This is a genomic window from Actinomadura spongiicola, assembly GCF_003432485.1.
Taxonomy (GTDB): Bacteria; Actinomycetota; Actinomycetes; order Streptosporangiales; family Streptosporangiaceae; genus Spirillospora; species Spirillospora spongiicola.
Genome location: NZ_QVNQ01000002.1, coordinates 255,630 through 277,774 on the forward strand (window position 1 = coordinate 255,630; position 22,145 = coordinate 277,774).

Consider the following 22,145-nt stretch of genomic DNA (forward strand, 5'->3'; position numbering starts at 1 on the left):
GGTCCGATGAAGCGCCGCTGGCCCCAGACCGTGACCGTCGTCCTCGGCGCGCTCGTCCTCGCGTTGGTCGTCACCACCGGCGTGCTCGGCGTCCGCACCTGGAACGGCGGGAACGACGCCGACCAGCGCGCGGCGGCGGCGCAGGCGGCGCGGCAGATGGGCGTCAATCTCATGTCGATCAGCGCCGCGACCGGGCAGCGGGACGTCGACCGCATCGTCGCCGGTGCCACCGGCGACCTGAAGGACAAGCTCAGCCTCCAGTCCAGGCAGATCCTCGCCCAGCTCGCCAAGACGCAGGCCAGGTCGAGCGTGGACAGGGTGGACGCGGGCGTCGTCTCGATCGACGGCGACTCCGCGGAAGTGATGGTGTCCATCAATGCGACGGTCGTCAATCCGAAGGTCAAGAACGGGGCGCCGCGAGCGCACCGGTACCTGATGGACCTCACCCGCGAGGGTGATCGCTGGCTGGTCTCCGACCTGGAGGTGGTCCCGTGACAACGCTCGGCAGGGGTGGACGCTCCACTGACGACAGGGCGCGCAGGGCCGCCGAGCAGGCGGCCAGGGCGGAGGAGGCCGCCAAGGCGGCCCGGCTCGCCGAGGAGGCCGCCGCCAAGGCCCGGGAGGCCGCGCGCCTCGCCCAGATCGCCGCCGACGAGGCCGCCGCCGCACTGGAACCGGACGTTGAAGAACTGGGCCCCGAGGAGCCGGACGCCGAGAAGTCGGATGCCGAGGGGCCCGATGCGGATGGGGTGCGCGCGGATGAGCCGGGCGCGGAAGGCGCGGAGGCGGAGGGCTCCGTCAAAGCGTCTCTGACGGACCGTGACGGCGCGAATGCACCTGTACCCCCGACCGAGGCTGAGGACTCCGCAGCGGACGACTCAGAGCCCGAGCCGGGGACGACGGCCGACGCCGACGACGCCGAAACGGACACCGAACCCGAAGAGGCCGTCCCCGCCAAGAAACCGGCCCGGCCCAAGAAGGCCGCCGTGGCCCGGGACGCGGCCCCGTCGTCCCCGGTCATCGCCGTCCTGGCCGTCCTGGCCGTCCTGGTCGTCGTGCTCGGGGTCGCCGCGACGATGCTGTTCCTCAAGGAGCGTGACCAGAACGCCGTCGCCGACGCCCGCGAGGACGCGGCGTGGGCGGCGTCGAGGGTGGCGAAGGAGCTGTCGGCCTACGACTACCGGACGATCGACGGCGACATGAGGTCGGCCGCCGCGCTCACGACCGGCGAGCTGCGCGAGGACTACGAGAAGGAGACCCCGGCGTTCAGGGCGGAGGCCGTCCGGAACCAGCTCGTCGGCACGACCACGGTGATGAAGACTGGAGTGGTCAGCGCGACCTCCGACAAGGTCGTGGTCCTCGTCTTCGCCGACCGGGTGTCCGCCACCAAGAACGACAAGACTCAACGGCTACCCGAGCCGTTGCGGCTCAAGGTGACCATGGTCAAGGTCGACGGCAGGTGGCTGGCCTCGAAGATGGACGTCATCTCCTGACCTGGACGCATCCGTTCGACGGGGCACGTTTCCGACGCCCGTTCCCGCCCGGTGGGGCACCCTAAACTATGGCGTTCCTCACTGCAGGTCAGAGCCCGAAAAGTCCAAGTCCGCTCTTGACTGAGAGGCGCTGAGGAGCGATGCTCCATGGCAACGTGATGCATACTGCGGCGCTAGAGTTGCGAGCGGTGTGGCATGTCGGCTACACTGCCCCTTTGCGCTGCCCTCTGACTATCCGCGTGTGAGAGCACCCCTGCTTCGGTCCGTTTTGGATCACTCTGTGCAGGTCTCGGACGTGGATCGTCTGGCGTGCGTGTCAACAGTTACGCCGCGAGCCCTCGGAAGGACCACTCTTGGCAGCCTCGCGCAACGCCTCGAATACCGCAACCGGTCCGAACCGCGTCTCCTTCGCGCGCATCAAGGAGCCGCTCGAAGTCCCGGACCTCCTTGCCCTGCAGACCAACTCCTTTGACTGGCTGCTCGGCAACGAGAGGTGGAAGGCCCGGGTCGAGGCGGCCCAGAAGGCCGGAAGTAAGAGCGTCCCGACCCAGTCGGGTCTCGAGGAGATCTTCGAGGAGATCAGCCCCATCGAGGACTTCTCCGGGACCATGTCCCTCTCGTTCCGCGACCACCGGTTCGAGCCGCCCAAGTACTCCGTCGAGGAGTGCAAGGACAAGGACATGACCTACTCCGCCCCGCTGTTCGTCACGGCGGAGTTCATCAACAACACCACGGGTGAGATCAAGAGTCAGACCGTGTTCATGGGCGACTTCCCGCTCATGACTCCCAAGGGCACCTTCATCATCAACGGCACCGAGCGCGTGGTCGTCTCCCAGCTGACCCGGTCGCCCGGCGTGTACTTCGACCGTGCCCTCGACAAGGCGTCCGACAAGGACATCTACGGCTGCCGCGTCATCCCGAGCCGGGGCGCCTGGCTCGAGTTCGAGATCGACAAGCGCGACAACGTCGGCGTGCGCATCGACCGCAAGCGCAAGCAGCCCGTCACCGTGCTGCTCAAGGCGCTCGGCTGGGACGAGGCGCGCATCCGCGAGCGCTTCGGCTCCTACGAGTCGATCAACGTCACGCTGGAGAAGGACCACACCTCCGGCCAGGACGACGCGCTGCTGGACATCTACCGCAAGCTGCGTCCGGGCGAGCCGCCGACCCGCGAGTCGGCGCAGACCCTGCTGGAGAACCTGTACTTCAACCCCAAGCGGTACGACGTCGCCAAGGTCGGGCGCTACAAGATCAACAAGAAGCTCGGCCTCGACCTCGACATGAAGCAGGGCACGCTCACCAAGGACGACATCGTCGCGACGATCGAGTACCTGGTGCGGCTGCACGCAGGTGAGGAGGAGGCGACCCTCGGCGCCGTCCCCGTCCCGATCGAGGTCGACGACATCGACCACTTCGGCAACCGGCGGCTGCGCACGGTCGGCGAGCTGATCCAGAACCAGGTGCGGCTCGGCCTGGCCCGGATGGAGCGCGTCGTCCGCGAGCGGATGACCACCCAGGACGTCGAGGCGATCACTCCGCAGACGCTGATCAACATCCGGCCGGTCGTCGCCTCCATCAAGGAGTTCTTCGGCACCAGCCAGCTGTCCCAGTTCATGGACCAGACCAACCCCCTGGCCGGGCTGACCCACAAGCGGCGCCTGAACGCGCTCGGCCCCGGTGGTCTGTCCCGTGAGCGGGCGGGCATGGAGGTCCGTGACGTCCACCCGTCGCACTACGGCCGCATGTGCCCGATCGAGACGCCGGAAGGCCCGAACATCGGTCTCATCGGCTCGCTCGCCGCGTTCGGCCGGGTCAACCCGTTCGGGTTCGTCGAGACGCCGTACCGCAAGGTCACCGACGGCGTGGTCACCGAGCAGATCGACTACCTCACCGCCGACGAGGAGGACCGCTACGTCATCGCGCAGGCCAACTCCCTGCTCAACGACGACGGCACCTTCGTCGACGACCGCATCCTGGTCCGCCGGAAGGGCGGCGAGGTCGAACTCGTCCCGTCCCGCGAGGTCCAGTACATGGACGTCTCGGCGCGGCAGATGACCTCCGTCGCCACCGCGATGATCCCGTTCCTGGAGCACGACGACGCCAACCGCGCGCTGATGGGCTCCAACATGCAGCGCCAGTCCGTCCCGCTGCTGCGCAGCGAGGCGCCGCTGGTCGGCACCGGCATGGAGTACCGCGCCGCGACCGACGCCGGTGACGTCATCACCGCCGAGAAGGCCGGTGTCGTCGAGGAGGTCTCCGCCGACTACGTGACCGTCATGAACGACGACGGCACCCGGACGACCTACCGCGTCGCCAAGTTCAAGCGCTCCAACCAGGGCACCTGCTTCAACCAGAAGCCGATCGTGGAAGAGGGCCAGCGGGTCGAGGTCGGCCAGGTCATCGCGGACGGTCCCTGCACCGACAACGGTGAGATGGCGCTCGGCAAGAACCTTCTCGTGGCGTTCATGCCGTGGGAGGGCCACAACTACGAGGACGCCATCATCCTCAGCCAGCGTCTCGTGCAGGACGACGTCCTGTCCTCGATCCACATCGAGGAGCACGAGGTCGACGCCCGCGACACCAAGCTCGGCCCCGAGGAGATCACCCGGGACATCCCGAACGTCTCCGAGGAGGTCCTCGCCGACCTCGACGAGCGCGGCATCATCCGCATCGGCGCGGACGTCGTCCCCGGCGACATCCTGGTCGGCAAGGTCACCCCCAAGGGCGAGACCGAGCTGACCCCCGAGGAGCGGCTGCTGCGCGCGATCTTCGGTGAGAAGGCCCGTGAGGTCCGCGACACCTCGCTGAAGGTGCCGCACGGCGAGCAGGGCAAGGTCATCGGCGTCCGGGTGTTCTCCCGCGACGACGGCGACGAGCTCCCGCCCGGCGTGAACGAGCTGGTCCGGGTGTACGTCGCCCAGAAGCGTAAGATCACCGACGGTGACAAGCTGGCCGGACGGCACGGCAACAAGGGCGTCATCTCCAAGGTCCTGCCCGTCGAGGACATGCCGTTCCTGGAGGACGGCACGCCGGTCGACATCGTCCTGAACCCGCTCGGCGTCCCCGGACGCATGAACGTGGGTCAGGTCCTGGAGACCCACCTCGGCTGGGTCGCGTCCCGCGGCTGGAAGGTCGAGGGCGACGACAAGGAATGGAAGAGGGCGCTCAAGGAGATCGGCGCGTCCGAGGCGCCGCCGTGGACGAACACCGCGACGCCGGTGTTCGACGGCGCCCGCGAGGACGACGTCACCGGTCTGATCGAGAGCACCCTGCCGAACCGCGACGGCCAGCGCATGGTCGGCCCGGGCGGCAAGGCGAAGCTGTTCGACGGACGCACCGGCGAGCCCTACCGCGACCCGATCTCCGTCGGCTACATCTACATCCTCAAGCTGCTGCACCTGGTCGACGACAAGATCCACGCGCGTTCGACCGGTCCGTACTCCATGATCACCCAGCAGCCGCTCGGCGGTAAGGCCCAGTTCGGCGGCCAGCGCTTCGGTGAGATGGAGGTGTGGGCGCTGGAGGCGTACGGCGCCGCCTACGCCCTGCAGGAGCTGCTGACCATCAAGTCCGACGACGTCCTCGGCCGCGTGAAGGTGTACGAGGCCATCGTCAAGGGCGAGAACATTCCCGAGCCCGGCATCCCCGAGTCCTTCAAGGTGCTCATCAAGGAGATGCAGTCGCTGTGCCTCAACGTCGAGGTGCTCTCCAGCGACGGCATGTCCATCGAGATGCGCGACACCGACGAGGACGTCTTCCGCGCCGCGGAGGAGCTCGGCATCGACCTGTCCCGGCGTGAGCCGAGCAGTGTCGAAGAGGTCTGATCAACTCAAGGGGAATTCTGTTGCTTGACGTCAACTTCTTCGACGAGCTACGCATCGGCCTGGCGACCGCTGACGACATTCGCCAGTGGTCGCACGGCGAGGTCAAGAAGCCGGAGACGATCAACTACCGCACCCTGAAGCCGGAGAAGGACGGGCTCTTCTGCGAGAAGATCTTCGGCCCGACCCGCGACTGGGAGTGCTACTGCGGCAAGTACAAGCGCGTCCGGTTCAAGGGCATCATCTGTGAGCGCTGCGGCGTCGAGGTGACCCGCGCCAAGGTGCGCCGTGAGCGGATGGGCCACATCGAGCTGGCCGCGCCGGTCACGCACATCTGGTACTTCAAGGGCGTTCCGTCCCGGCTCGGCTACCTGCTGGACCTGGCTCCGAAGGATCTCGAAAAGATCATCTACTTCGCGGCCTACATGATCACCAGCGTGGACGCCGAGCGGCGCGACCGTGACCTGCCGACGCTGGAGGCCCACATCTCCGTGGAGCGCCAGCAGATCGAGCAGGCCCGCGACGCGCAGGTCGAGGCCCGCCAGCAGAAGCTGGAGGGCGACCTGGCGGAGCTGGAGGAGGCCGGAGCGAAGGCGGACCAGAAGCGCAAGGTCCGCGACGGCGCCGAGCGTGAGATGAAGCAGCTGCGCGACCGCGCGCAGCGCGAACTCGACCGCCTCGACGAGGTGTGGAGCCGCTTCAAGAACCTCAAGGTCCAGGACCTTGAGGGCGACGAGCTGCTCTACCGCGAGATGCGCGACCGGTTCGGCAAGTACTTCGAGGGCGGCATGGGCGCCGCGGCCATCCAGGCCCGGCTCCAGAACTTCGACCTCGACGCCGAGGCCGAGAAGCTGCGCGACATCATCCGCACCGGCAAGGGCCAGAAGAAGGCCCGCGCGCTGAAGCGCCTCAAGGTCGTCTCGGCGTTCCTCAACACCCGCAACAGCCCGCTCGGCATGGTGCTGGACTGCATTCCGGTCATTCCGCCGGACCTGCGTCCGATGGTGCAGCTCGACGGCGGCCGTTTCGCGACGTCCGACCTGAACGACCTGTACCGCCGTGTCATCAACCGGAACAACCGGCTCAAGCGGCTGCTCGACCTCGGCGCGCCCGAGATCATCGTGAACAACGAGAAGCGGATGCTGCAGGAGGCCGTCGACGCGCTGTTCGACAACGGCCGCCGCGGCCGTCCGGTCACCGGGCCGGGCAACCGTCCGCTCAAGTCCCTGTCGGACATGCTGAAGGGCAAGCAGGGCCGCTTCCGCCAGAACCTGCTGGGCAAGCGCGTCGACTACTCGGGCCGTTCGGTCATCGTCGTCGGCCCGCAGCTGAAGCTGCACCAGTGCGGTCTGCCGAAGCAGATGGCGCTGGAGCTGTTCAAGCCGTTCGTGATGAAGCGGCTCGTCGACCTCAACCACGCGCAGAACATCAAGTCCGCCAAGCGCATGGTCGAGCGCGCCCGCCCGGTGGTGTGGGACGTCCTCGAAGAGGTCATCACCGAGCACCCGGTGCTGCTGAACCGGGCGCCGACCCTGCACCGTCTCGGCATCCAGGCGTTCGAGCCGCAGCTGGTCGAGGGCAAGGCCATCCAGATCCACCCGCTCGTCTGCACCGCGTTCAACGCGGACTTCGACGGCGACCAGATGGCCGTGCACCTGCCGCTGTCCGCGGAGGCGCAGGCCGAGGCGCGCATCCTGATGCTGTCGACGAACAACATCCTGAAGCCGTCGGACGGCAAGCCCGTCACCATGCCCACCCAGGACATGGTGATCGGCCTGTACTGGCTGACGACGCAGAAGGACGGGGCGCTCGGCGAGGGCCGCTCGTTCTCCTCGGTCGCCGAGGCGATCATGGCCTATGACCGGGGCGAACTGGACCTTCAGGCGAAGATCCACGTCCGGCTGAAGGACGTTCCGCCGCCGCGGGAGTGGATCGCGCCCGAAGGGTACGAGCCGGGCCGTCCGTACCGGCTGGAGACCACGCTCGGCCGCGCCATGTTCAACGAGACGCTGCCCGCCGACTTCCCGTTCGTGGACGACGAGATCGGCAAGAAGCAGCTGTCGGCGATCGTCAACGAGCTGGCGGAGACCTACCCGAAGGTCCAGGTCGCGAACGCTCTGGACGCGCTGAAGAGCACCGGTTTCCACTGGGCGACCAGGTCCGGTGTCACCATCGCGATCGACGACGTCATCACGCCGCCGAGCAAGCAGGAGATCCTCGGCGGTTACGAGCAGCGCGCCGAGAAGGTGCAGCGGGAGTTCAACCGCGGCCTGATCACCGACGACGAGCGCAAGCAGGAGCTCATCGAGATCTGGAACAAGGCCACCGCGGACGTCGCGGTGGACATGGAGCGGGCGTTCCCGAAGGACAACCCGATCTGGATGATGATCCAGTCGGGTGCCCGAGGCAACCCGCTCCAGCTCCGCCAGATCGCCGGTATGCGCGGGCTGGTCTCCAACCCGAAGGGCGAGACGATCCCGCGTCCGATCAAGTCGTCGTTCCGCGAGGGCCTGTCGGTCGTCGAGTACTTCATCTCGACGCACGGCGCCCGGAAGGGTCTGGCCGACACCGCGCTGCGCACCGCCGACTCGGGTTACCTGACCCGGCGTCTGGTGGACGTCGCGCAGGACGTCATCGTCCGCGAGGAGGACTGCGGCACCGACCGCACGATCCCGTTCGAGGTCGCCGACAAGCTCGCCGACGGCACCCTGGTCAAGCTGGCCACCACGGAGACCAGCCTGACCGGCCGCACCATCGCCGAGGACGTCGTCGTCGACGGGACGGTCATCTTCCCCGCCGACACCGACCTGTCCGACACGGTCGTGACCCGGCTGCTGGAGGCCGGTGTGGACCGCGTCCGCACCCGCAGCCCGCTGGTCTGCGAGGCCAAGATCGGTGTCTGCGCCGCCTGCTACGGCCGTTCCCTGGCCACCGGCAAGCGGGTGGACGTCGGTGAGGCCGTCGGCATCATCGCCGCGCAGTCCATCGGTGAGCCCGGCACGCAGCTGACGATGCGCACCTTCCACACCGGTGGTGTGGCCGGTGGCGACATCACGCACGGTCTGCCGCGTGTCACCGAGCTGTTCGAGGCCCGCATCCCCAAGGGCGTCGCCCCGATCAGCGAGGTCGCCGGACGCGTCAAGATCGACGAGACGGAGAAGGCCCGCAAGGTCGTCATCGTCCCGGACGACGGTTCCGACGAGATCGCCTACCCGGTGCCGATGCGGTCCCGCCTCCTGGTCAAGGAGGGCGAGCCCGTCGGGGTCGGCCAGCAGCTCATCGCGGGTGCCATCAACCCGCACGAGGTGCTGCGCATCCTCGGGCCCCGCGCCGTGCAGCTCCACCTGGTCCAGGAGGTCCAGGAGGTGTACCGGTCGCAGGGTGTGTCGATCCACGACAAGCACATCGAGATCATCGTCCGCCAGATGCTGAAGCGGGTGAACATCCTCGAGTCGGGTGACACCGAGCTGCTGCCCGGCGACCTGGTCGAGCGTCCGATCTTCGAGGAGCGCAACCGCAACGTGGTCGCCGAGGGCGGCACGCCCGCCGCGGGCCGTCCCGTCCTGATGGGCATCACCAAGGCCTCGCTCGCGACCGAGTCGTGGCTGTCGGCGGCGTCCTTCCAGGAGACGACCCGCGTTCTCACCGAGGCCGCGATGCACGCCAAGAGCGACCCGCTGCTCGGCCTCAAGGAGAACGTCATCATCGGTAAGCTCATCCCGGCCGGTACCGGCATGCCGCAGTACCGCAACGTCCGGGTCGAGCCGACCGAGGAGGCGAAGGCGGCGGTGTACTCCGTCGGCTCCTACGACGACGGCGCCGAGTACGCCTTCGGTCAGGGCTCCGGCGAGGCCGTCCCGCTGGAGGAGTACGACTTCGGCCAGTACAACCGGTAAGACCGACGCGAAGGCCGCTTCCCGGGTTCCCGGGGAGCGGCCTTCCGCGTGCCCGGGGGAGCGCACCCGCTTGACCTGGCCATATGCTCCATTTTTTACCGTTTTGCCGGGTTTTGCTGTGCTTCGGCCGGGGAGGTACTCCGTCGTTACGATGTACGCGACGGGGGAGAACATCATGAAGCGGGTCATGACCGGGGCTTTGATCGTCGGAGTCCTCGGATTCGGCGGGGTGGGCGGCGCGTCCGCCGCCGCGTCATCCCAGGAACCGGCCCCGCGCCAGGACTGCCGCACCTACTCCAGCGTCACCGAGTGCGGCCAGCCTCGACTGACCGAGAAGCAGCGCGCGTGCGTGACCACGGCCGTCCAACAGGGCATGACCGAACGCCGCGCCACGGTAGAGTGCCGCACCTTCGCCTGACACCGCGCACCATGGCCGCCTCGCACGGGCCGAAAGGACTCGGCTCGTCCCTCTTCTGAAGCCGTGTCTCCTCGGGCGGCGGGTGTTCGCGGGTGAGGCGACGCGGCTGGCCTACGTCCCCAGGATGAGAGGAAGCCAGGGCGCTGTTCGCGCGCCCGTGTGGCAGGGGGCTTGCCGTCGACACCGATCGCCGCAGTGCTCAGGGCTCTCTTTCGCGCAATGACCGCAGCAGGGCGTACATCACGTCGTCGAGCTGTCGTTGCTGGCGGTCGGAGAGCGAGGACAGCAGCCCGGCTTCGTTCGCGGCGTGGTCGGTCATGGCCGCGTCGACGGTGGACATCCCTTGCTCGGTCAGTGTGACCAGGAAGCTTCGACGGTCGTCAGGGTCCAACCTGCGCTCGATCAGACCGGCGCGGTCGAGGCGGTCGAGGCGGTTGGTCATGCCCGCTCGGGACAGCATCAGCTGCGCGGAGAGCGCCGAAGGTGTCACCGTGTAGGGCGGCCCGGACCTGCGGATGGCCGCCAGCACGTCGAACTCTCCGTTCCGGAGTCCATGGCGGGCGAACACCTCGTTGAACGAGCGGTTCATGATCGCGGCGAACCGGGTCACCCGTCCGAGCACCTCGACGGGCCACAGGTCCAGGTCGGGCCGCTCCCGCCCCCACTGTTCGATCACACTGTCAACCTCGTCCGGAGTACGCATACCTCCATACTATTTGACCGCAAGTAGTTTGGCGTCGTACTATCGACTCATCGAACTACCGGATGGTCCGCCACTGGTTCATCCTTCAGGGACGCCGCCTCCATCGGGCGACCTGATCCCGCACGTCCATCCGCGACGAGCGTGGGGGAACGTTCCAGACACTCGTCTCCGCCCCGGCCCTCCGGCCAGGGGATCATCGACCTTGGGAGGTCTGATGCGTAAGATCAGCGCGAGCCTGTTCGTGTCGCTGGACGGCGTGGCCGAGGCGCCCGACACCTGGCACTTCCCGTACTTCAACGACGAGATGGGCAACGCCGTCGGCGCCGCCATGGCCCACTCCGACGCGATGCTGCTCGGCCGCGTCCAGTACGAGCAGTTCGCCGCACACTGGCCCACCAGCGAGGACGACTTCGCCGACTTCATGAACAACCAGAAGAAGTACGTGGTCACCAACACGCTGACGGAGGCCACCTGGAACAACACCGAAATCATCAGCGGTGACGTGCCCGCGAAGCTGGAGGCTCTCAAGTCCTCCGAAGGCAAGGACATCGCCGTGACCGGCAGCCTCACCCTCGTGCAGTCCCTGCTCACGACCGGTCTGCTGGACCGGTTGCAGCTCTTCGTCCACCCCATCGTCCTCGGCAAGGGCGCCCGGTGGTGCGACAATCTCGACAACGTCAAGCTGAAGCTGGTCTCGTCCGAAACCTTCACCACCGGCGTGACGAACCAGATCTACACCCCGGAAGCCTGACTCCGGGGAAACGCGGCCGCGGGAAAGCGTCCTGCGGTCGCGTCGCCTCCCTCCTCACAGTGGTTCTCTGACCAGGGACTCAAGCTGGGATCGGTACGCGGCATCCCAGCGGAGGCCGGTCACCTCGCATGCGGGAACTTCAGGATTTGGGGAGGTCGGCGAGCATGTTGCGGGCGTGGGCGGAGATTTCCGAGTGGTTGAAGTGGATGGCCTGCTCGTATGCCGCTCGCGCTCCCTCGATGTCGCCTTCGAGGGTGAGGAGGACGCCGAGGTTGACCGCCGCCATGGGGGCCGATTCCCGGTGGCCTGAATTGATGGCGTACTCGTAGGCGGTCCGTGCTTCCGCGTGTTTCCCCTGGCGCCTCAACTGGACCCCGAGGTTGAAGGCCGCCTGGGGGGCGAGTTCGGCGGATCCGGAGTCGATGACGCGCTGGTAGGCCTCGTGCGCCCCCTCCAGGTCGCCCTGTTCGGTCAGCAGGCTCCCGAGGGCGAAGGACCCCTCCGGCGCGAAGCCGGGGTGGCCCGAGTCGATGGCGCGTTGGAGTGCGGCGCGGGCGCCGTCCAGGTCTCCCCGCTGGTGGAGGAGCCTCGACATGTTGAGCGCGGCCATGGGGGCGGCGTCGGGGTGGTCCGAGTCGGCGGCCTGTCGCAGGGCGGCCAGCGCGCCGTCCGGATCGCCGTTCTCGGCCAGGAGAATGCCGAGGTTGACGGTGGCCATGGGGGCGGTGTCCGGCTGGCCGAACGCGATGGCGCGTTCGTAGGACTCCCGCGCCCCGTCGACGTCGCCCGCCTTCTCCAGCCAGATCCCATGACTCAAGGCGTATCCGGCGCCGCGCCGAGTGTCGGAATCCTCGCTCATGCCCTGCCCCCGTATCCCACGTCGATCATGAAAACGATCATTGTTTCATACCGTGGGGAGGTACGCCGGAAAAGGTGTTGAAGGGCGGGATCGGGAGCGTGGCGCTCAGTTCCGTGGCAGCCGGAGGGGGGCGAGGAAGGCGTCCACCTGTTTGATGTCGTAGCCGCGTATCACGATGTCGAACGCCGCGGGCTCCAGCACGGGGTTCTCGGCGCCGACCAGTTCGGCGATGCCGCGGAGATAGTTCTCGACCTGGAGGCGATCGTAACCCCTCATCTTGATGCGGAAGGGCGGGGGAGAGCCGGACTCGAACGCCCGCAACCGCGCTACTCGTTCGGGGCCGAGTCTTTGCGAGATCATGGCGGCAACCTAGCAGCGGGGCCCGCCCTCGGCAGTGTGATGGAAGTGTGGCTCCTTGGGTCCTGCATGTCGACCTGGACCAGTTCATCGCCGCCGTCGAGGTGCTGCGCCGTCCGGAACTTCGTGGACGGCCCGTCGTCGTCGGCGGGGATGGCGATCCGACGAAGCGCGGTGTGGTGAGCACGGCCTCGTACGAGGCGCGCGCCCACGGCGTCCATTCCGGGCTGCCGCTGCGCACGGCCGTGCGGCGTTGCCCGGACGCGGTGTTCCTGCCCGTGGACAGGGACCTGTACGAGGCCGCCTCCGCACAGGTCATGGCGACGCTGCGGAGCCTCGGCGCCGTGGTCGAAGTGCTCGGATGGGACGAGGCGTTCCTGGCCGTCGACGGCGACCCGGAGGCGATGGCCGACGAGATCCGCGACCGGGTGCGGGCGGCGACGGGCCTCGACTGCACGGTCGGAATCGGGCGGAACAAGCTTCAGGCGAAGCTCGCCACCGGCTTCGGTAAGCCCGCCGGGGTCTTCACACTGACGCCGGAGACCTGGTTCGAGGTGCTCGGCGACCGGCCCGTAGACGCGCTCTGGGGCATCGGAGCCAAGACCGCCAAGCGGCTCGGCGGGCTGGGACTCGTCACCGTCAGCGACCTGGCCGCCGCCGATCCGGCGGCGCTCGCCGAGGAGTTCGGCCCCGCGACCGGTCCGTGGCTCGTACGGCTCGCGCAGGGCCGGGACGACTCATCGGTGAGCGACGCGCCGTACGTCCCGCGCTCACGCGGTCGGGAGACGACGTTCCAGGACGACCTGGGGGACTGGACGGACGTGCGTGCGGCGGTGTCCGGGCTGGCGCGGCGAATCGCCGGTGATGTCGCCGCCGACGGCAGACCGATCGTCCGCGTCATCGTCAAGATCCGGTACGCGCCGTTCACCACCCGGACCCATGGGAAGACCCTGGCCGCGCCGACCGTCGACGCGGACCTCATCGAGGAGGGCGCCCTCGCCGCGTTGGACGCCTTCACCGGACGGCGACCCGTCCGGCTCGTCGGTGTCCGCGTCGAGTTCGAACGTTGACGCCCGAACGTCCGACCCACCTGCCAGCATCCTCGCCATGACCGAGCTTTCGGCTCTGTTCCCGGACGGCGGGAACGAGCGCACTCTCACGACCCGACTTCCACCCGGCCGCCTGGTGTGGCCCAAGGTCGCACCAGGCGATCCGCCCGCCGAGCGTCCCGTCTACTGGCTGAGCGACACCCCGGCCTCCGCGGAACTGTGGAGTTCCCTGCTGGAAGAGCACCCCACTTCGGGGCTGTGGCCCCTGCTTCTGGACCCGGTGAACAGCACGTACGCGGACCCAGATCGACCATGGGTCGTGGGAGAAGTGGACCCGGGGACGGTGACCGACATCGACGAGTACGACCCGGCCGAGTTGATGCGGGCACGGTGGAACGGGTGGGTCGCGGCGGATTCCGAGTACGACTACAAGGACCTCGAACCGTTCCGCCGCACCTGTCCCGGACTCGCCGAATCCGGTGAGCTCATGGACGCCCCGGACGCCCTCGCCGACTGGCTCGCCGGAATGCGCGAAGACGAGAGGACGCGCATCGGTCTGGTCGCGGCGGCCCGTGGCGCCGACACCCTGACGGTGCTGGGCTGGTGCGGCCCGGTCAACAGCGGGATGAAGATCGCTGCCATGTCCGCGATCCTGCGCGGCTGGGAGGACCGTTTCGGAGTCCGAGTCGTCCGGGTCGGGTTCGACACCCTGGACCTGAGCGTGGCCGCGCCGCCGCTCACCATGGAGCATGCCCTGCGCGTGGCCGCCGAGCACTTCGTCTTCTGCCCCGACAACATCCAGCAGGGATCAGGCACGCTGCGCAGGTACGCGGAGGACATCCTCCACGTGAACCAGTGGTCCTTCTGGTGGGACTGACCTGACCGCCGACGCTCGCCGTGACCATCACGCCACTCCTGCGGGAACGGCGTCACGCGCTGCTTGAGTCCCGCGTGGCGCCATGCGATTTGTCGGCAGAACCTTGTGTTCATTCGCTGGTGTTCGCGGCGAGCCGGAGCCAGACGTCAGGGTGTTCCAGGCAGTCCGCCGTTTCGGGACGCAGGCCCGCGTACACCATGCAGTGCACAGTGGCGTTGCCGCAGGAGGCGTAGGCGGCCAGGACGTCGCGGGCGGTGGCGTCCGAGTACGGGTCGTAGCCGGGGTGCAGGTCCCATCCGATCACTCGGCCGTTCTCGACGATGCATCCCTGGTTTCCGCTCTTCGGGTTGGCGTACATGCCGTAGGCGAACGTCCCCGCCGTCACGGCGGAGATCACGCCGGGGGTCTGGGCCCGGTACGCCCACGGCTGGGCGAGGACGCACCCACCGGGGACGTCGGTGACGCCGATGATGTCCAGTTCCTCGGAGAAGGGCAGGTCGGGCCACGGTACGCGGCCGTCCACCACGATGAGCCCGTCGTCGTCCAATCGCTGTACGGCCTCGGCCGCCGTCACATTCGCCACGCATGCCAGCGAAAAGCCGTCGTAGAAGAGGTCGGAGAGCATCCGGGCCAGCTCCGGGCCCGACTCGGCCAGGGCTCGCTCCTCCTCGGTGAGCCGATGGCCTTCGGGGGCCGCGCCGAAGTCGCACGGGCCCACCTGGCCCAGCCTGCCCGGCGACCAGCCGTTCATCATCGGCCGCCACGGGTCGGCCCCCTGCTCCAGCAGCGCCGAGACGTTGTCGGCGCGGCGGTGGTAGACGGCGTTCCACAGGGCGCTGCGGCCCTGGCAGAGGGCGTCGACGTCGTGGGCGCGGCTCGCCAGTTCGGACACGACCTCGGGCGAGCCCTGCTTCGCGGCCTCGTGCAGCGGGGTCTCGTATCCCCACAGTTCACCGACCGGATCGGCTCCGGCGTCCAGGTGCCGCCGGATCTTCTCCACGTCGGTGAAGTCCCCGTGATAGATGCCGGACCAATCCGCCTGTGCCGCCGCCATGCCCGTTCCTCCCTGGAGCCACGAACCTGATCTTGACCGTGTCATGGCGGTCGGACATTCCGGGGACCGTCAGCGGCGGCTCGTTCGCCGGTCGGGGGTGCTGAAGTCGAACACCGACAGGGGGTCGGCGCCGGAGAGGAGCAGCCGGATGACGATGATCGCCATGGCCTCCAGATGGCGGGCCTGGGTGAGGTCGCCGGTGTCCAGCGGTTCGGCGCCGAGATCGGTGATCAGTGTGCGGGCGGCCGGTTTGCCCTCTTCGGCCCCGGCGATGGGGACGGTGAGGGGACGGCCGTCGAGGGCGACGGGCCGCATCCGCCACACGTCCGCGTGCGCCTGGTTGAACGCCTTGACGACATGGGCGCCGGGGGACAGCCGCGCGATCTCCTCGGCCATCGAGCGGCCGCCGGCAAAGGTGACCTGGGAGAAGTCGGCGATATCGACCGCGTTGCCGCAGTCGATCACCGTCTTGCCCGCGAGGGTGCCGTCCGGGGCGCCCGCCGCGCGGAGCGTGCCGTGCAGCCCGTCGAGGAGCACGGCGACCAGGACGGTGTCGCCGAACTCGGCGGCGTCGCGGAGCGTCCCGGCGCGGGCGCCGACCCTCCCGGCCAGGTCGGCGGTCTTGCCCAGGCCACGTCCGCCGATGAGCACATCGTGTCCGGCGCTTACCCAGCCGGGTACCAGCGCCTCGGTCATCCTTCCGGCTCCGAGCACACCGATCCTCATCGCGTCCTCCCGTCGGTTCGAGGTCCTTTCGGCAGGACGCTAGGAGGACGTGGGGAACCCGGCGGTGCCCTACGGGGCGGCGGTGCGGGCGTCCAGGAGCGCGGCGGTGTTGTCCTCGGCCCAGCGGGTCAGCGCCGACACCGGTTCGAGGAGGCTGACACCCAACTCGGTGAGCCGGTATTCGGCGCCGGGCGGGGCCGTCCGCAGGACACGCCGTTCGACGAGACCGTTGTCGGTCAGGCGGCGCAACGTCTGCGTCAGCATCTTCTTGCTGATGCCGCCGATCGTGTCGCGTAGTTCGGTGTACCGGGCCGGGCCGCGGCCGAGCGCCACGATGACGACCACCGACCAGGTGTCGGAGATCAGGTCGAGCGTGGTGCGGGCGGGGCAGTCGGCGAGGAACACGTCGTGGGCGACCACACCCGCAGGATACGTCGCGTCCGCGCCCTCGTCCTGACCGTGTGCGTCGCGACTTCAGGGGCGCGGTGGCCGTCCCAGAGCCGTCATCTGGAGGAACAGCGGGAACGCGACCCGGGGGCTGGTGTGGTGGGTGTCGGGATGCCGGGGGTCGGTGGCGGCGTCGATCAGCGGCGGGCGCTCGTTGGCGCCGTCGCGCTGGTAGGTCTCGTCCATGGTGACGCTGGTCCACCGGGCGTTCTGGAGTTGTTGGGCGCGTCCGATCCCCGGGACCGCGGGGAGGGTGACCTTGACGTCCAGGCCGCCGCCCGTCAGGTATCTCCACAGCTTGTGCGGGTGGGTCAGCGGGTCCGGTGGCACCCGGTCGGAGGAGTGGTACGTCCGGACGGCGCGGGCCTCGTTCTCGCGCGCCCACCGCAGCAGCAGGTCGAGATAGGCGGGCCAGCCGCCGGTGTCGGGGTGGAAGCCGTCCAGGTCCCACAGCTCGTGCCAGGAATTCCGCCAGCTCGACAGGGGGATCGTGCCGCCGCCCGGTGGGACGCCCCACAGGCTGGAGTCGAACGGCGAGTTCCTGGTCGACACCGTGAAGCCCGATTCGGGCATGAGCCCTTTGACCGGCGAGATGCCGGTGCTGAACCCGCCGATGGCCACCTTGCCGACCGTGGGCACCGGGCCGAAGGAGCCCGCCGCGATGGACGGCGTGTTCACGCGCAGATTCGGCCCGGCCAGCTCCAGCACGTTGGGTGGACGCGGCGGACGCAACCCGAGCCGACTCGTCCGGCACTGCCGGTGCAGGAACAAGCCGACCTCGCGAAGAGCGCGGTAGAGCCCCTCACCGCGGGTGAACGGGCCCAGGTCGCCGAAGTTGGAGATCGGCATGACCAGCACGGCGCGGCTGCGCTGCGCGATCATCGAGTAGACGAAGTAGTAGGTGTCGAGCATGTAGCGCTTGGCCAGGTCCAGGTAGGTCTGCGACGGCCCGTCCTTGGCCAGCCCGTACGGGTACGTCACCTCTGCGAAGTTCGATTTCTGGGTGTGCGGGCTGTAGAAGACGACGTAGTCGAGCGATTCGGGCGGTTTCTCGTCCGGGAGGTTCGGCGACCACACCGCCACGACCCAGCGCGGACGGCTCGGCCGCGCCGGGTACTCCAGCCAGTAGAACCGGCCGAAGGCCGCCGGGTCCGCGTCGGCCATGTCGCTCTGGAAACGTCCCCACCCGGGTGTGCCCGGTGCCACGGGCGTGGACGGCAGTAATTGCCTGCGCGGCACGTGCATGGCGTGTTTGTCGTTCCAGTGCCCGTCATATCCGCGTATTCCGGAGAATCGGGGGACGTCGAACAGCAGCGCGCCGCCCGGATCACGGCCCCGGGTCTTCATGAGCGCGGCGCGCTCCTCGGCGGACAGGTTCCGGGTGGGGCTGGTGTCCATCCGGCCCAGCGTCACCGCCAGCAGCACGTCGGAGCCGCTGCGCGCCGGGGTGACCAGCGAGTTGTCCCAGTCGGACGACCCGGGCAGGCCCAGGAAGACGCAGCGTTCCGGCACGTGGTGCGCGTCGTCCACCTCCAAGCTCACCTGCTGGGCGGGATCGAGGTCGAGGCTCGCGGTGAACCGGCCCGCCGGGTCGGTGAGGCCGGTCGCGGGCCCGAGCCGCACCCGCGCCGCTGGGAGCGGCCGTCCGTTGACGTCGCCGACCGAGACGATGTAGTTGACCGCCATTCCCCGAGCCTAGGCATTTCGGGAGTTCTTTCCGCTACTTTGCGGCCACAAATGGTCACTTATTGTGATCATGGCGGCGGCGTGCGACATTTGGCCCAGCTCGGCGAGTTCGCACCGACGAGGGGGATCTCATGGCACTGGTCGTCTCGTTCACGGGCAAGACCGCATTACCCGCACCGCACACCGGATCCGGATACCGAATCTGGTCGTACCGGGTCGAGGCCGCGCCACCCGGCGGCCTGCCCGCGAACCAGCGCATCGCGCTCGGCCTGCCCCACGACATGGACGTCCAGAACCCGGACCGGTACCCGGGCGTGCCGCAGCTCGCCGGGACCTTCCTCCGACGCGACCCGGACGCCAGCCGCCAGTACGTCGGCCGGGTCACCGGCAGCGCCGGCGGCGCGACGATCTCGTTCGTCGCCCCGGCAGGGGAGTCCACCAGCGAGATGCTGCTGGTGAGGCTGCCGGAGGGGCAACCGCCGGTATCGCTGCCCTTCGCCGTGAACCCGGGCGGGCCGGAACTGCCCGTCCAGGTGCTGCCCGCCCCGGCGGCGCGCGTCCCGGGATCGTTCAACGGCCGTCCGGTGGCCGAGTTCGCCGGAACGCTCCCGTACGCCAGCGAAATGTTCGGCGTCTACCAACCGCTGGCCGGCTGGTTCGGCGTGGAGAACTCGCTGCGCGCCTTCCGGAGCGGCGCCGCCCACGGCATTCCGGGGCTGCGCCGCGACCTGTTCGCCGGAGACGCCGCCCGCGAGCTGACCGACGACACCCTCGCCGAACTGGCGGCCCTGGCCGGACGCGTCGACGCCGCCGTCGCGCAGGGCGTCCTGTCTCCCGTGGGTCTGGTGAACCTTTTCCGCCAGTACTTCTTCGAGTTCGACACCTTCCTCGGCGCGCCCGCCGGTCACCTGTGGATCAGCCCGGGCGGCACGGTCGAGGTGGTGGAGACCAGCACCCGGCGCACGCTGGTGGAGAAGGCCTTCGAACAGACGGAGGAGACCTCGCGCAAGGTCGAGGAGAGCCTCACCGAGCAGGACGACATCGCCGACGCCGTCAAGGAGGAGAACGCCAACGACACCAAACTCGGGCTCAGCGCCACCGGCGGCGTGAACGCGCCGATCTACCACGGTGAGGTCACCGCGAGCTTCAGCGTGGGCAGCTCGGCCAAGAGGTCGTCGGAGGAGACGCACAAACAGACCCGCACGCAGAGCTCCAAGGCCACCAGCGAGATCAAACGGAACTTCAAGACCACCTTCCGCACGGTGACCGAGACGACCGACACCACCAGCCGCCGCTACGTCGTGCAGAACACCACCGACGAACTCGTCAACTACGAGCTGCGCCGCAAGATGCGCAAGGTCGGCGTGCAGCTACAGCACATCGGCGCCCGCCTGTGCTGGCAGGTCTACCTCGACCGCCCCGGCCGCATCCTCGGCCTCGGTGACCTGGTGGACGTCGTCGCCGCGCCCGACCTGACCGGCGTTCCGAAACCGGAACCCAAGGCGGTGCCGCAGGAACAGAAGATCACCTACCCGCTGTCGATCCCGTTCGTGCTGATCCAGGGCGGCGACGACGAGGCGGAGCTGACGTACAAGACCTCGCCGGACAACCGGGACCACGGGATCAACAAGAGCACCCTCGGCGACGACGACATCATCCAGTTCCGGTTCGACCTCCCACTGCCGCCCCCACCGCCCGGCTACCAGGTCGGCGGCCTCGCCTCGATCGACTTCAAGGGCGCGCAGGTGCAGTGGACCGACAAGGCGGCCGACCTGTCGATGGAGCGGAACCCGGACCCGACCAAGAACACCCTCGGGCTCCGCCTCACCCACGCCAACTTCCAGGGACGCAAATCCCTCCCGCTCGACGCGTCCATCATCTACGTCCCCACACCCGAGGCCGTCGCGGCGGTCGAGAAGGCCAACAAGGAAGCCGCGGACGCCTACGCCAAGCAGGTCGCGCAACTCCAGGTCGAGGCGTACGGCAACGCGATCCGCACCCGGCTGAGGAAGGTCGGCTCGATGCGCCCGCGTCCGGCCGGTGACCTGCGCAGCGAGGAACGCCAGACGGTGTTCGGCAGCCTGGTCCGCCGGCTCGGCGTCGGCACCGACGAGCATCTCGGCGCCGAGATCATCCGGCAGCTCTTCGACGTGGACGAGATGCTGTACTTCGTCGCCCCCGACTTCTGGCGGCCGGGCGGCATCGTCTCCGAACCCGGCGCGGGCAGCGTCGGCCGCTACCCCGTCCCCCCGGCGCCCTGGTCCGCCGACCAGACGACACCGCTGGCCGGTGAGACGGTGGCGAGCTGGTACACCCACACCGACCGGACCAACACGCTCGACCCGCAGGGACGACCCACCCCCGAGTGGCGCCTCGACTACCTCATCACCGAGGAGACCCAGCCCGCCCCGCTGGGCAGCTCCCTGGGCTGGCTCATCCAGATCGACGGCGACGAGCGCCGCAACCAGTTCCTGAACGCCGCATGGGCCAAGGCCATCCTGCCGATCCGCCCCGGCCACGAGGTCGCCGCCGTCGCGTGGCTCGCCGAGGTGGAAGGCCAGGCGGCCCTCGGACTTCCCTACAAGTTCCAACCCGGCGACCCACCCGAATACGAGGGCAAGAAAGTGGGGGAGGTGCTGTCCCTCCTCGCGGCCGAACTCCAACGCGCCAACACCGAGGTGGCCAACACCCTGGCCACCGAGGAGGTCTTCGAAACCGGCTTCGACCCCCTCGCAGGCGGCTTCCGCCCCGCCGAGCCCTACCAGATCTTCGACCAGTGGGTGGAGGTGCTGCCCACCGACCAGGTGGTCGCCGTAGAGGTCGAGTACGACCCCAAGACCGGCCAACAACTCTGACGTCCCGCTCAGTCGAGGGGCAGCGCCCGGCGAGGAACGGGAGCCGACTGCAACACGGACGTCGTCGTCCGGGCAAACGGGGTGAAACGGTCAAGGATCGGTTCGAGTTCGTCCACCGCGCGCAGGTGAGCGATGAAGAAGAAACAGTCGTCGCCCGTGATGCGGTGGCACTCGACGATCTGCGGGATCTCATCGGCGATCTTGGGAAGGCGGCTCAGCTCCCGCGCGCACGAGCACGCTGATCGGGTAACCGAGCGCCACCGGGTCGACGGGTCGCGTGGTAACCCGTGATTACCCCGGTCTCCTCCAGGCGCTGGACGCGCTCGGCGACGGGCGGCGCGGAGAGCGCGACCCGACGCCCCAGGTCCACCAACGTCACCCGCCCGTAGCGCTGCTTCGCCGAACCGGCGACCTGATAGCATCTAATGAATATAGCGTCGACGCTATGGCATCCAGATTCGAGCTCGAGATGGAACCCGAGGTCCGGGCTTGGTTGAGCGAGCTGTCGCTGGGCGAGTACCGGCACGTGATGTTCTATGCCGACTTACTGGCGGACAACGCGGAAACGCTGGGCGAGCCGTACTCGCGGCACCTTGGCGAAGGCGTTCGGGAACTGCGCTTCTATCTTGGGCGGCAGGCGACGCGGATCACCTACTGGCTGGCGCCCGGTCGGCGTGTGGTGTTGCTGACGGTCTTCCGCAAGACGCGGTCTGTGGAGACGGCGGAGGTCGACCGGGCGAAGCGGGCCAGGAAGCTGTGCGAGGCGGAGCACTGCCCTGCGCTCGAGATCTACGATCGCAGTGATCAGTAGGACGTCGGGAGCTGGTATGAGCGACGAACACTCCAGATTGGTGATCACCGATGAGGATCGCGGCAGTGAGGAGTACCAGGCGGCTCGCTATGCCTATGAGTTGGGCAAGGCGGTTCGGGAGCGGCGGCTGGAGCTCGGCCTGACGCAGGTCGAACTGGCCCGCCGGAGCGGGATGACACAGTCACAGCTGTCCCGGATGGAAGCGGGTGGAGCGGAGCCGACGATTCGGGTTCTTGATCGGTTGGCTCATGCGTTGGATGCGACGCTTGAGGTGAGCTTCGTGCCACGTGCGGCCTGAACACGGGCGGCTCCTGCGGCAGGTACCGGTACCCGCCGGAATCGGAT

The 22,145-nt window shown here is 68.6% G+C and carries 20 protein-coding genes; 11 read left to right on the plus strand and 9 right to left on the minus strand.

From position 1 onward, the window contains the following. The first annotated feature begins 6 nt into the window (after nucleotides 1-6). The 5 genes from D0T12_RS05855 (at nucleotide 7) to D0T12_RS05875 (ending at nucleotide 9,625) form a co-directional block, all read left to right on the plus strand. A complete protein-coding gene (locus tag D0T12_RS05855; RefSeq protein WP_199487316.1) occupies nucleotides 7-495 on the plus strand; it encodes a hypothetical protein in 489 nt (162 codons plus the stop codon). Continuing rightward, nucleotides 492-1,493 carry a hypothetical protein gene (locus tag D0T12_RS05860; RefSeq protein ID WP_117398337.1) on the plus strand — a complete coding sequence of 334 codons (1,002 nt, stop codon included), beginning with the start codon at nucleotides 492-494 and terminating at the stop codon, nucleotides 1,491-1,493. The genes D0T12_RS05855 and D0T12_RS05860 overlap by 4 nt, the downstream gene beginning before the upstream one ends. A 353-nt stretch (nucleotides 1,494-1,846) precedes the next feature. Continuing rightward, a complete protein-coding gene (rpoB, locus tag D0T12_RS05865; RefSeq protein WP_117398338.1) occupies nucleotides 1,847-5,314 on the plus strand; it encodes a DNA-directed RNA polymerase subunit beta in 3,468 nt (1,155 codons plus the stop codon). Nucleotides 5,315-5,334: 20 nt separating this feature from the next. Then, on the plus strand, nucleotides 5,335-9,207 hold the full coding sequence (locus tag D0T12_RS05870) for a DNA-directed RNA polymerase subunit beta' (RefSeq protein ID WP_117398339.1): 3,873 nt from the start codon (nucleotides 5,335-5,337) through the stop codon (nucleotides 9,205-9,207). Nucleotides 9,208-9,382: 175 nt separating this feature from the next. Further along, entirely contained in the window at nucleotides 9,383-9,625 is a 243-nt protein-coding gene (locus D0T12_RS05875; protein ID WP_147339408.1) for a hypothetical protein, read from the plus strand. A gap of 199 nt (nucleotides 9,626-9,824) precedes the next feature. Here D0T12_RS05875 and D0T12_RS05880 read toward each other — a convergent pair whose 3' ends face one another. Next, the gene (locus D0T12_RS05880; RefSeq protein ID WP_117398341.1) at nucleotides 9,825-10,328 is read right to left on the minus strand and encodes a MarR family winged helix-turn-helix transcriptional regulator; all 504 of its coding nucleotides are present in this window, start codon (nucleotides 10,326-10,328) and stop codon (nucleotides 9,825-9,827) included. A gap of 214 nt (nucleotides 10,329-10,542) precedes the next feature. Here D0T12_RS05880 and D0T12_RS05885 point away from each other — a divergent pair, with 214 nt between their 5' ends. Further along, on the plus strand, nucleotides 10,543-11,079 hold the full coding sequence (locus D0T12_RS05885) for a dihydrofolate reductase family protein (RefSeq protein WP_117398342.1): 537 nt from the start codon (nucleotides 10,543-10,545) through the stop codon (nucleotides 11,077-11,079). 139 nt (nucleotides 11,080-11,218) lie between these two features. On the opposite strand, the gene D0T12_RS05890 is transcribed toward D0T12_RS05885, so the two are convergent. Then, complete coding sequence (locus D0T12_RS05890; protein ID WP_117398343.1) at nucleotides 11,219-11,938, minus strand: tetratricopeptide repeat protein; 720 nt, start codon at nucleotides 11,936-11,938, stop codon at nucleotides 11,219-11,221. Nucleotides 11,939-12,043: 105 nt separating this feature from the next. Further along, nucleotides 12,044-12,298, minus strand: a complete 255-nt coding sequence (locus tag D0T12_RS05895) for a DivIVA domain-containing protein (RefSeq protein ID WP_117398344.1) — start codon at nucleotides 12,296-12,298, stop codon at nucleotides 12,044-12,046. A 47-nt stretch (nucleotides 12,299-12,345) separates the two neighbouring features. Here D0T12_RS05895 and D0T12_RS05900 point away from each other — a divergent pair, with 47 nt between their 5' ends. Beyond that, nucleotides 12,346-13,365: a DNA polymerase IV gene (locus tag D0T12_RS05900; RefSeq protein WP_117398346.1), complete on the plus strand. Its 1,020-nt coding sequence runs from the start codon at nucleotides 12,346-12,348 to the stop codon at nucleotides 13,363-13,365. A 37-nt stretch (nucleotides 13,366-13,402) separates the two neighbouring features. After that, nucleotides 13,403-14,221, plus strand: a complete 819-nt coding sequence (locus D0T12_RS05905) for a DUF4253 domain-containing protein (RefSeq protein WP_117398347.1) — start codon at nucleotides 13,403-13,405, stop codon at nucleotides 14,219-14,221. Between the two features lie 109 nt (nucleotides 14,222-14,330). Here the strand turns inward: D0T12_RS05905 and D0T12_RS05910 are convergent, their stop codons facing one another. The 4 genes from D0T12_RS05910 to D0T12_RS05925 form a co-directional block, all read right to left on the minus strand. Next, a complete protein-coding gene (locus D0T12_RS05910; RefSeq protein WP_158581424.1) occupies nucleotides 14,331-15,275 on the minus strand; it encodes an ankyrin repeat domain-containing protein in 945 nt (314 codons plus the stop codon). A 69-nt stretch (nucleotides 15,276-15,344) separates the two neighbouring features. After that, complete coding sequence (locus D0T12_RS05915; RefSeq protein WP_117398349.1) at nucleotides 15,345-16,001, minus strand: NADPH-dependent F420 reductase; 657 nt, start codon at nucleotides 15,999-16,001, stop codon at nucleotides 15,345-15,347. Nucleotides 16,002-16,070: 69 nt separating this feature from the next. Beyond that, a complete protein-coding gene (locus D0T12_RS05920) occupies nucleotides 16,071-16,421 on the minus strand; it encodes a winged helix-turn-helix transcriptional regulator (RefSeq protein WP_117398350.1) in 351 nt (116 codons plus the stop codon). Between the two features lie 54 nt (nucleotides 16,422-16,475). Next, nucleotides 16,476-18,134: a hypothetical protein gene (locus D0T12_RS05925; protein ID WP_117398351.1), complete on the minus strand. Its 1,659-nt coding sequence runs from the start codon at nucleotides 18,132-18,134 to the stop codon at nucleotides 16,476-16,478. A gap of 131 nt (nucleotides 18,135-18,265) precedes the next feature. Between D0T12_RS05925 and D0T12_RS05930 the strand changes: the two genes are divergently transcribed. Continuing rightward, the gene (locus D0T12_RS05930) at nucleotides 18,266-20,989 is read left to right on the plus strand and encodes a hypothetical protein (RefSeq protein ID WP_199487317.1); all 2,724 of its coding nucleotides are present in this window, start codon (nucleotides 18,266-18,268) and stop codon (nucleotides 20,987-20,989) included. Nucleotides 20,990-20,997: 8 nt separating this feature from the next. On the opposite strand, the gene D0T12_RS37340 is transcribed toward D0T12_RS05930, so the two are convergent. Further along, nucleotides 20,998-21,207 (minus strand): Lrp/AsnC ligand binding domain-containing protein, encoded by a 210-nt coding sequence (locus D0T12_RS37340; RefSeq protein ID WP_407642053.1) that lies wholly within the window; start codon nucleotides 21,205-21,207, stop codon nucleotides 20,998-21,000. Next, nucleotides 21,204-21,515: an Lrp/AsnC family transcriptional regulator gene (locus tag D0T12_RS37345; RefSeq protein ID WP_407642037.1), complete on the minus strand. Its 312-nt coding sequence runs from the start codon at nucleotides 21,513-21,515 to the stop codon at nucleotides 21,204-21,206. The genes D0T12_RS37340 and D0T12_RS37345 overlap by 4 nt, the downstream gene beginning before the upstream one ends. On the opposite strand from D0T12_RS37345, the gene D0T12_RS05940 reads away from it, so the two are divergent. Together D0T12_RS05940 and D0T12_RS05945 are read left to right on the plus strand one after the other, a co-directional pair. Next, nucleotides 21,435-21,800 carry a type II toxin-antitoxin system RelE/ParE family toxin gene (locus D0T12_RS05940; RefSeq protein WP_117398352.1) on the plus strand — a complete coding sequence of 122 codons (366 nt, stop codon included), beginning with the start codon at nucleotides 21,435-21,437 and terminating at the stop codon, nucleotides 21,798-21,800. The two genes, D0T12_RS37345 and D0T12_RS05940, sit on opposite strands and share 81 nt — an antisense overlap. A gap of 16 nt (nucleotides 21,801-21,816) precedes the next feature. Then, nucleotides 21,817-22,098: a helix-turn-helix domain-containing protein gene (locus tag D0T12_RS05945; protein ID WP_117398354.1), complete on the plus strand. Its 282-nt coding sequence runs from the start codon at nucleotides 21,817-21,819 to the stop codon at nucleotides 22,096-22,098. Nucleotides 22,099-22,145 lie beyond the last annotated feature (47 nt).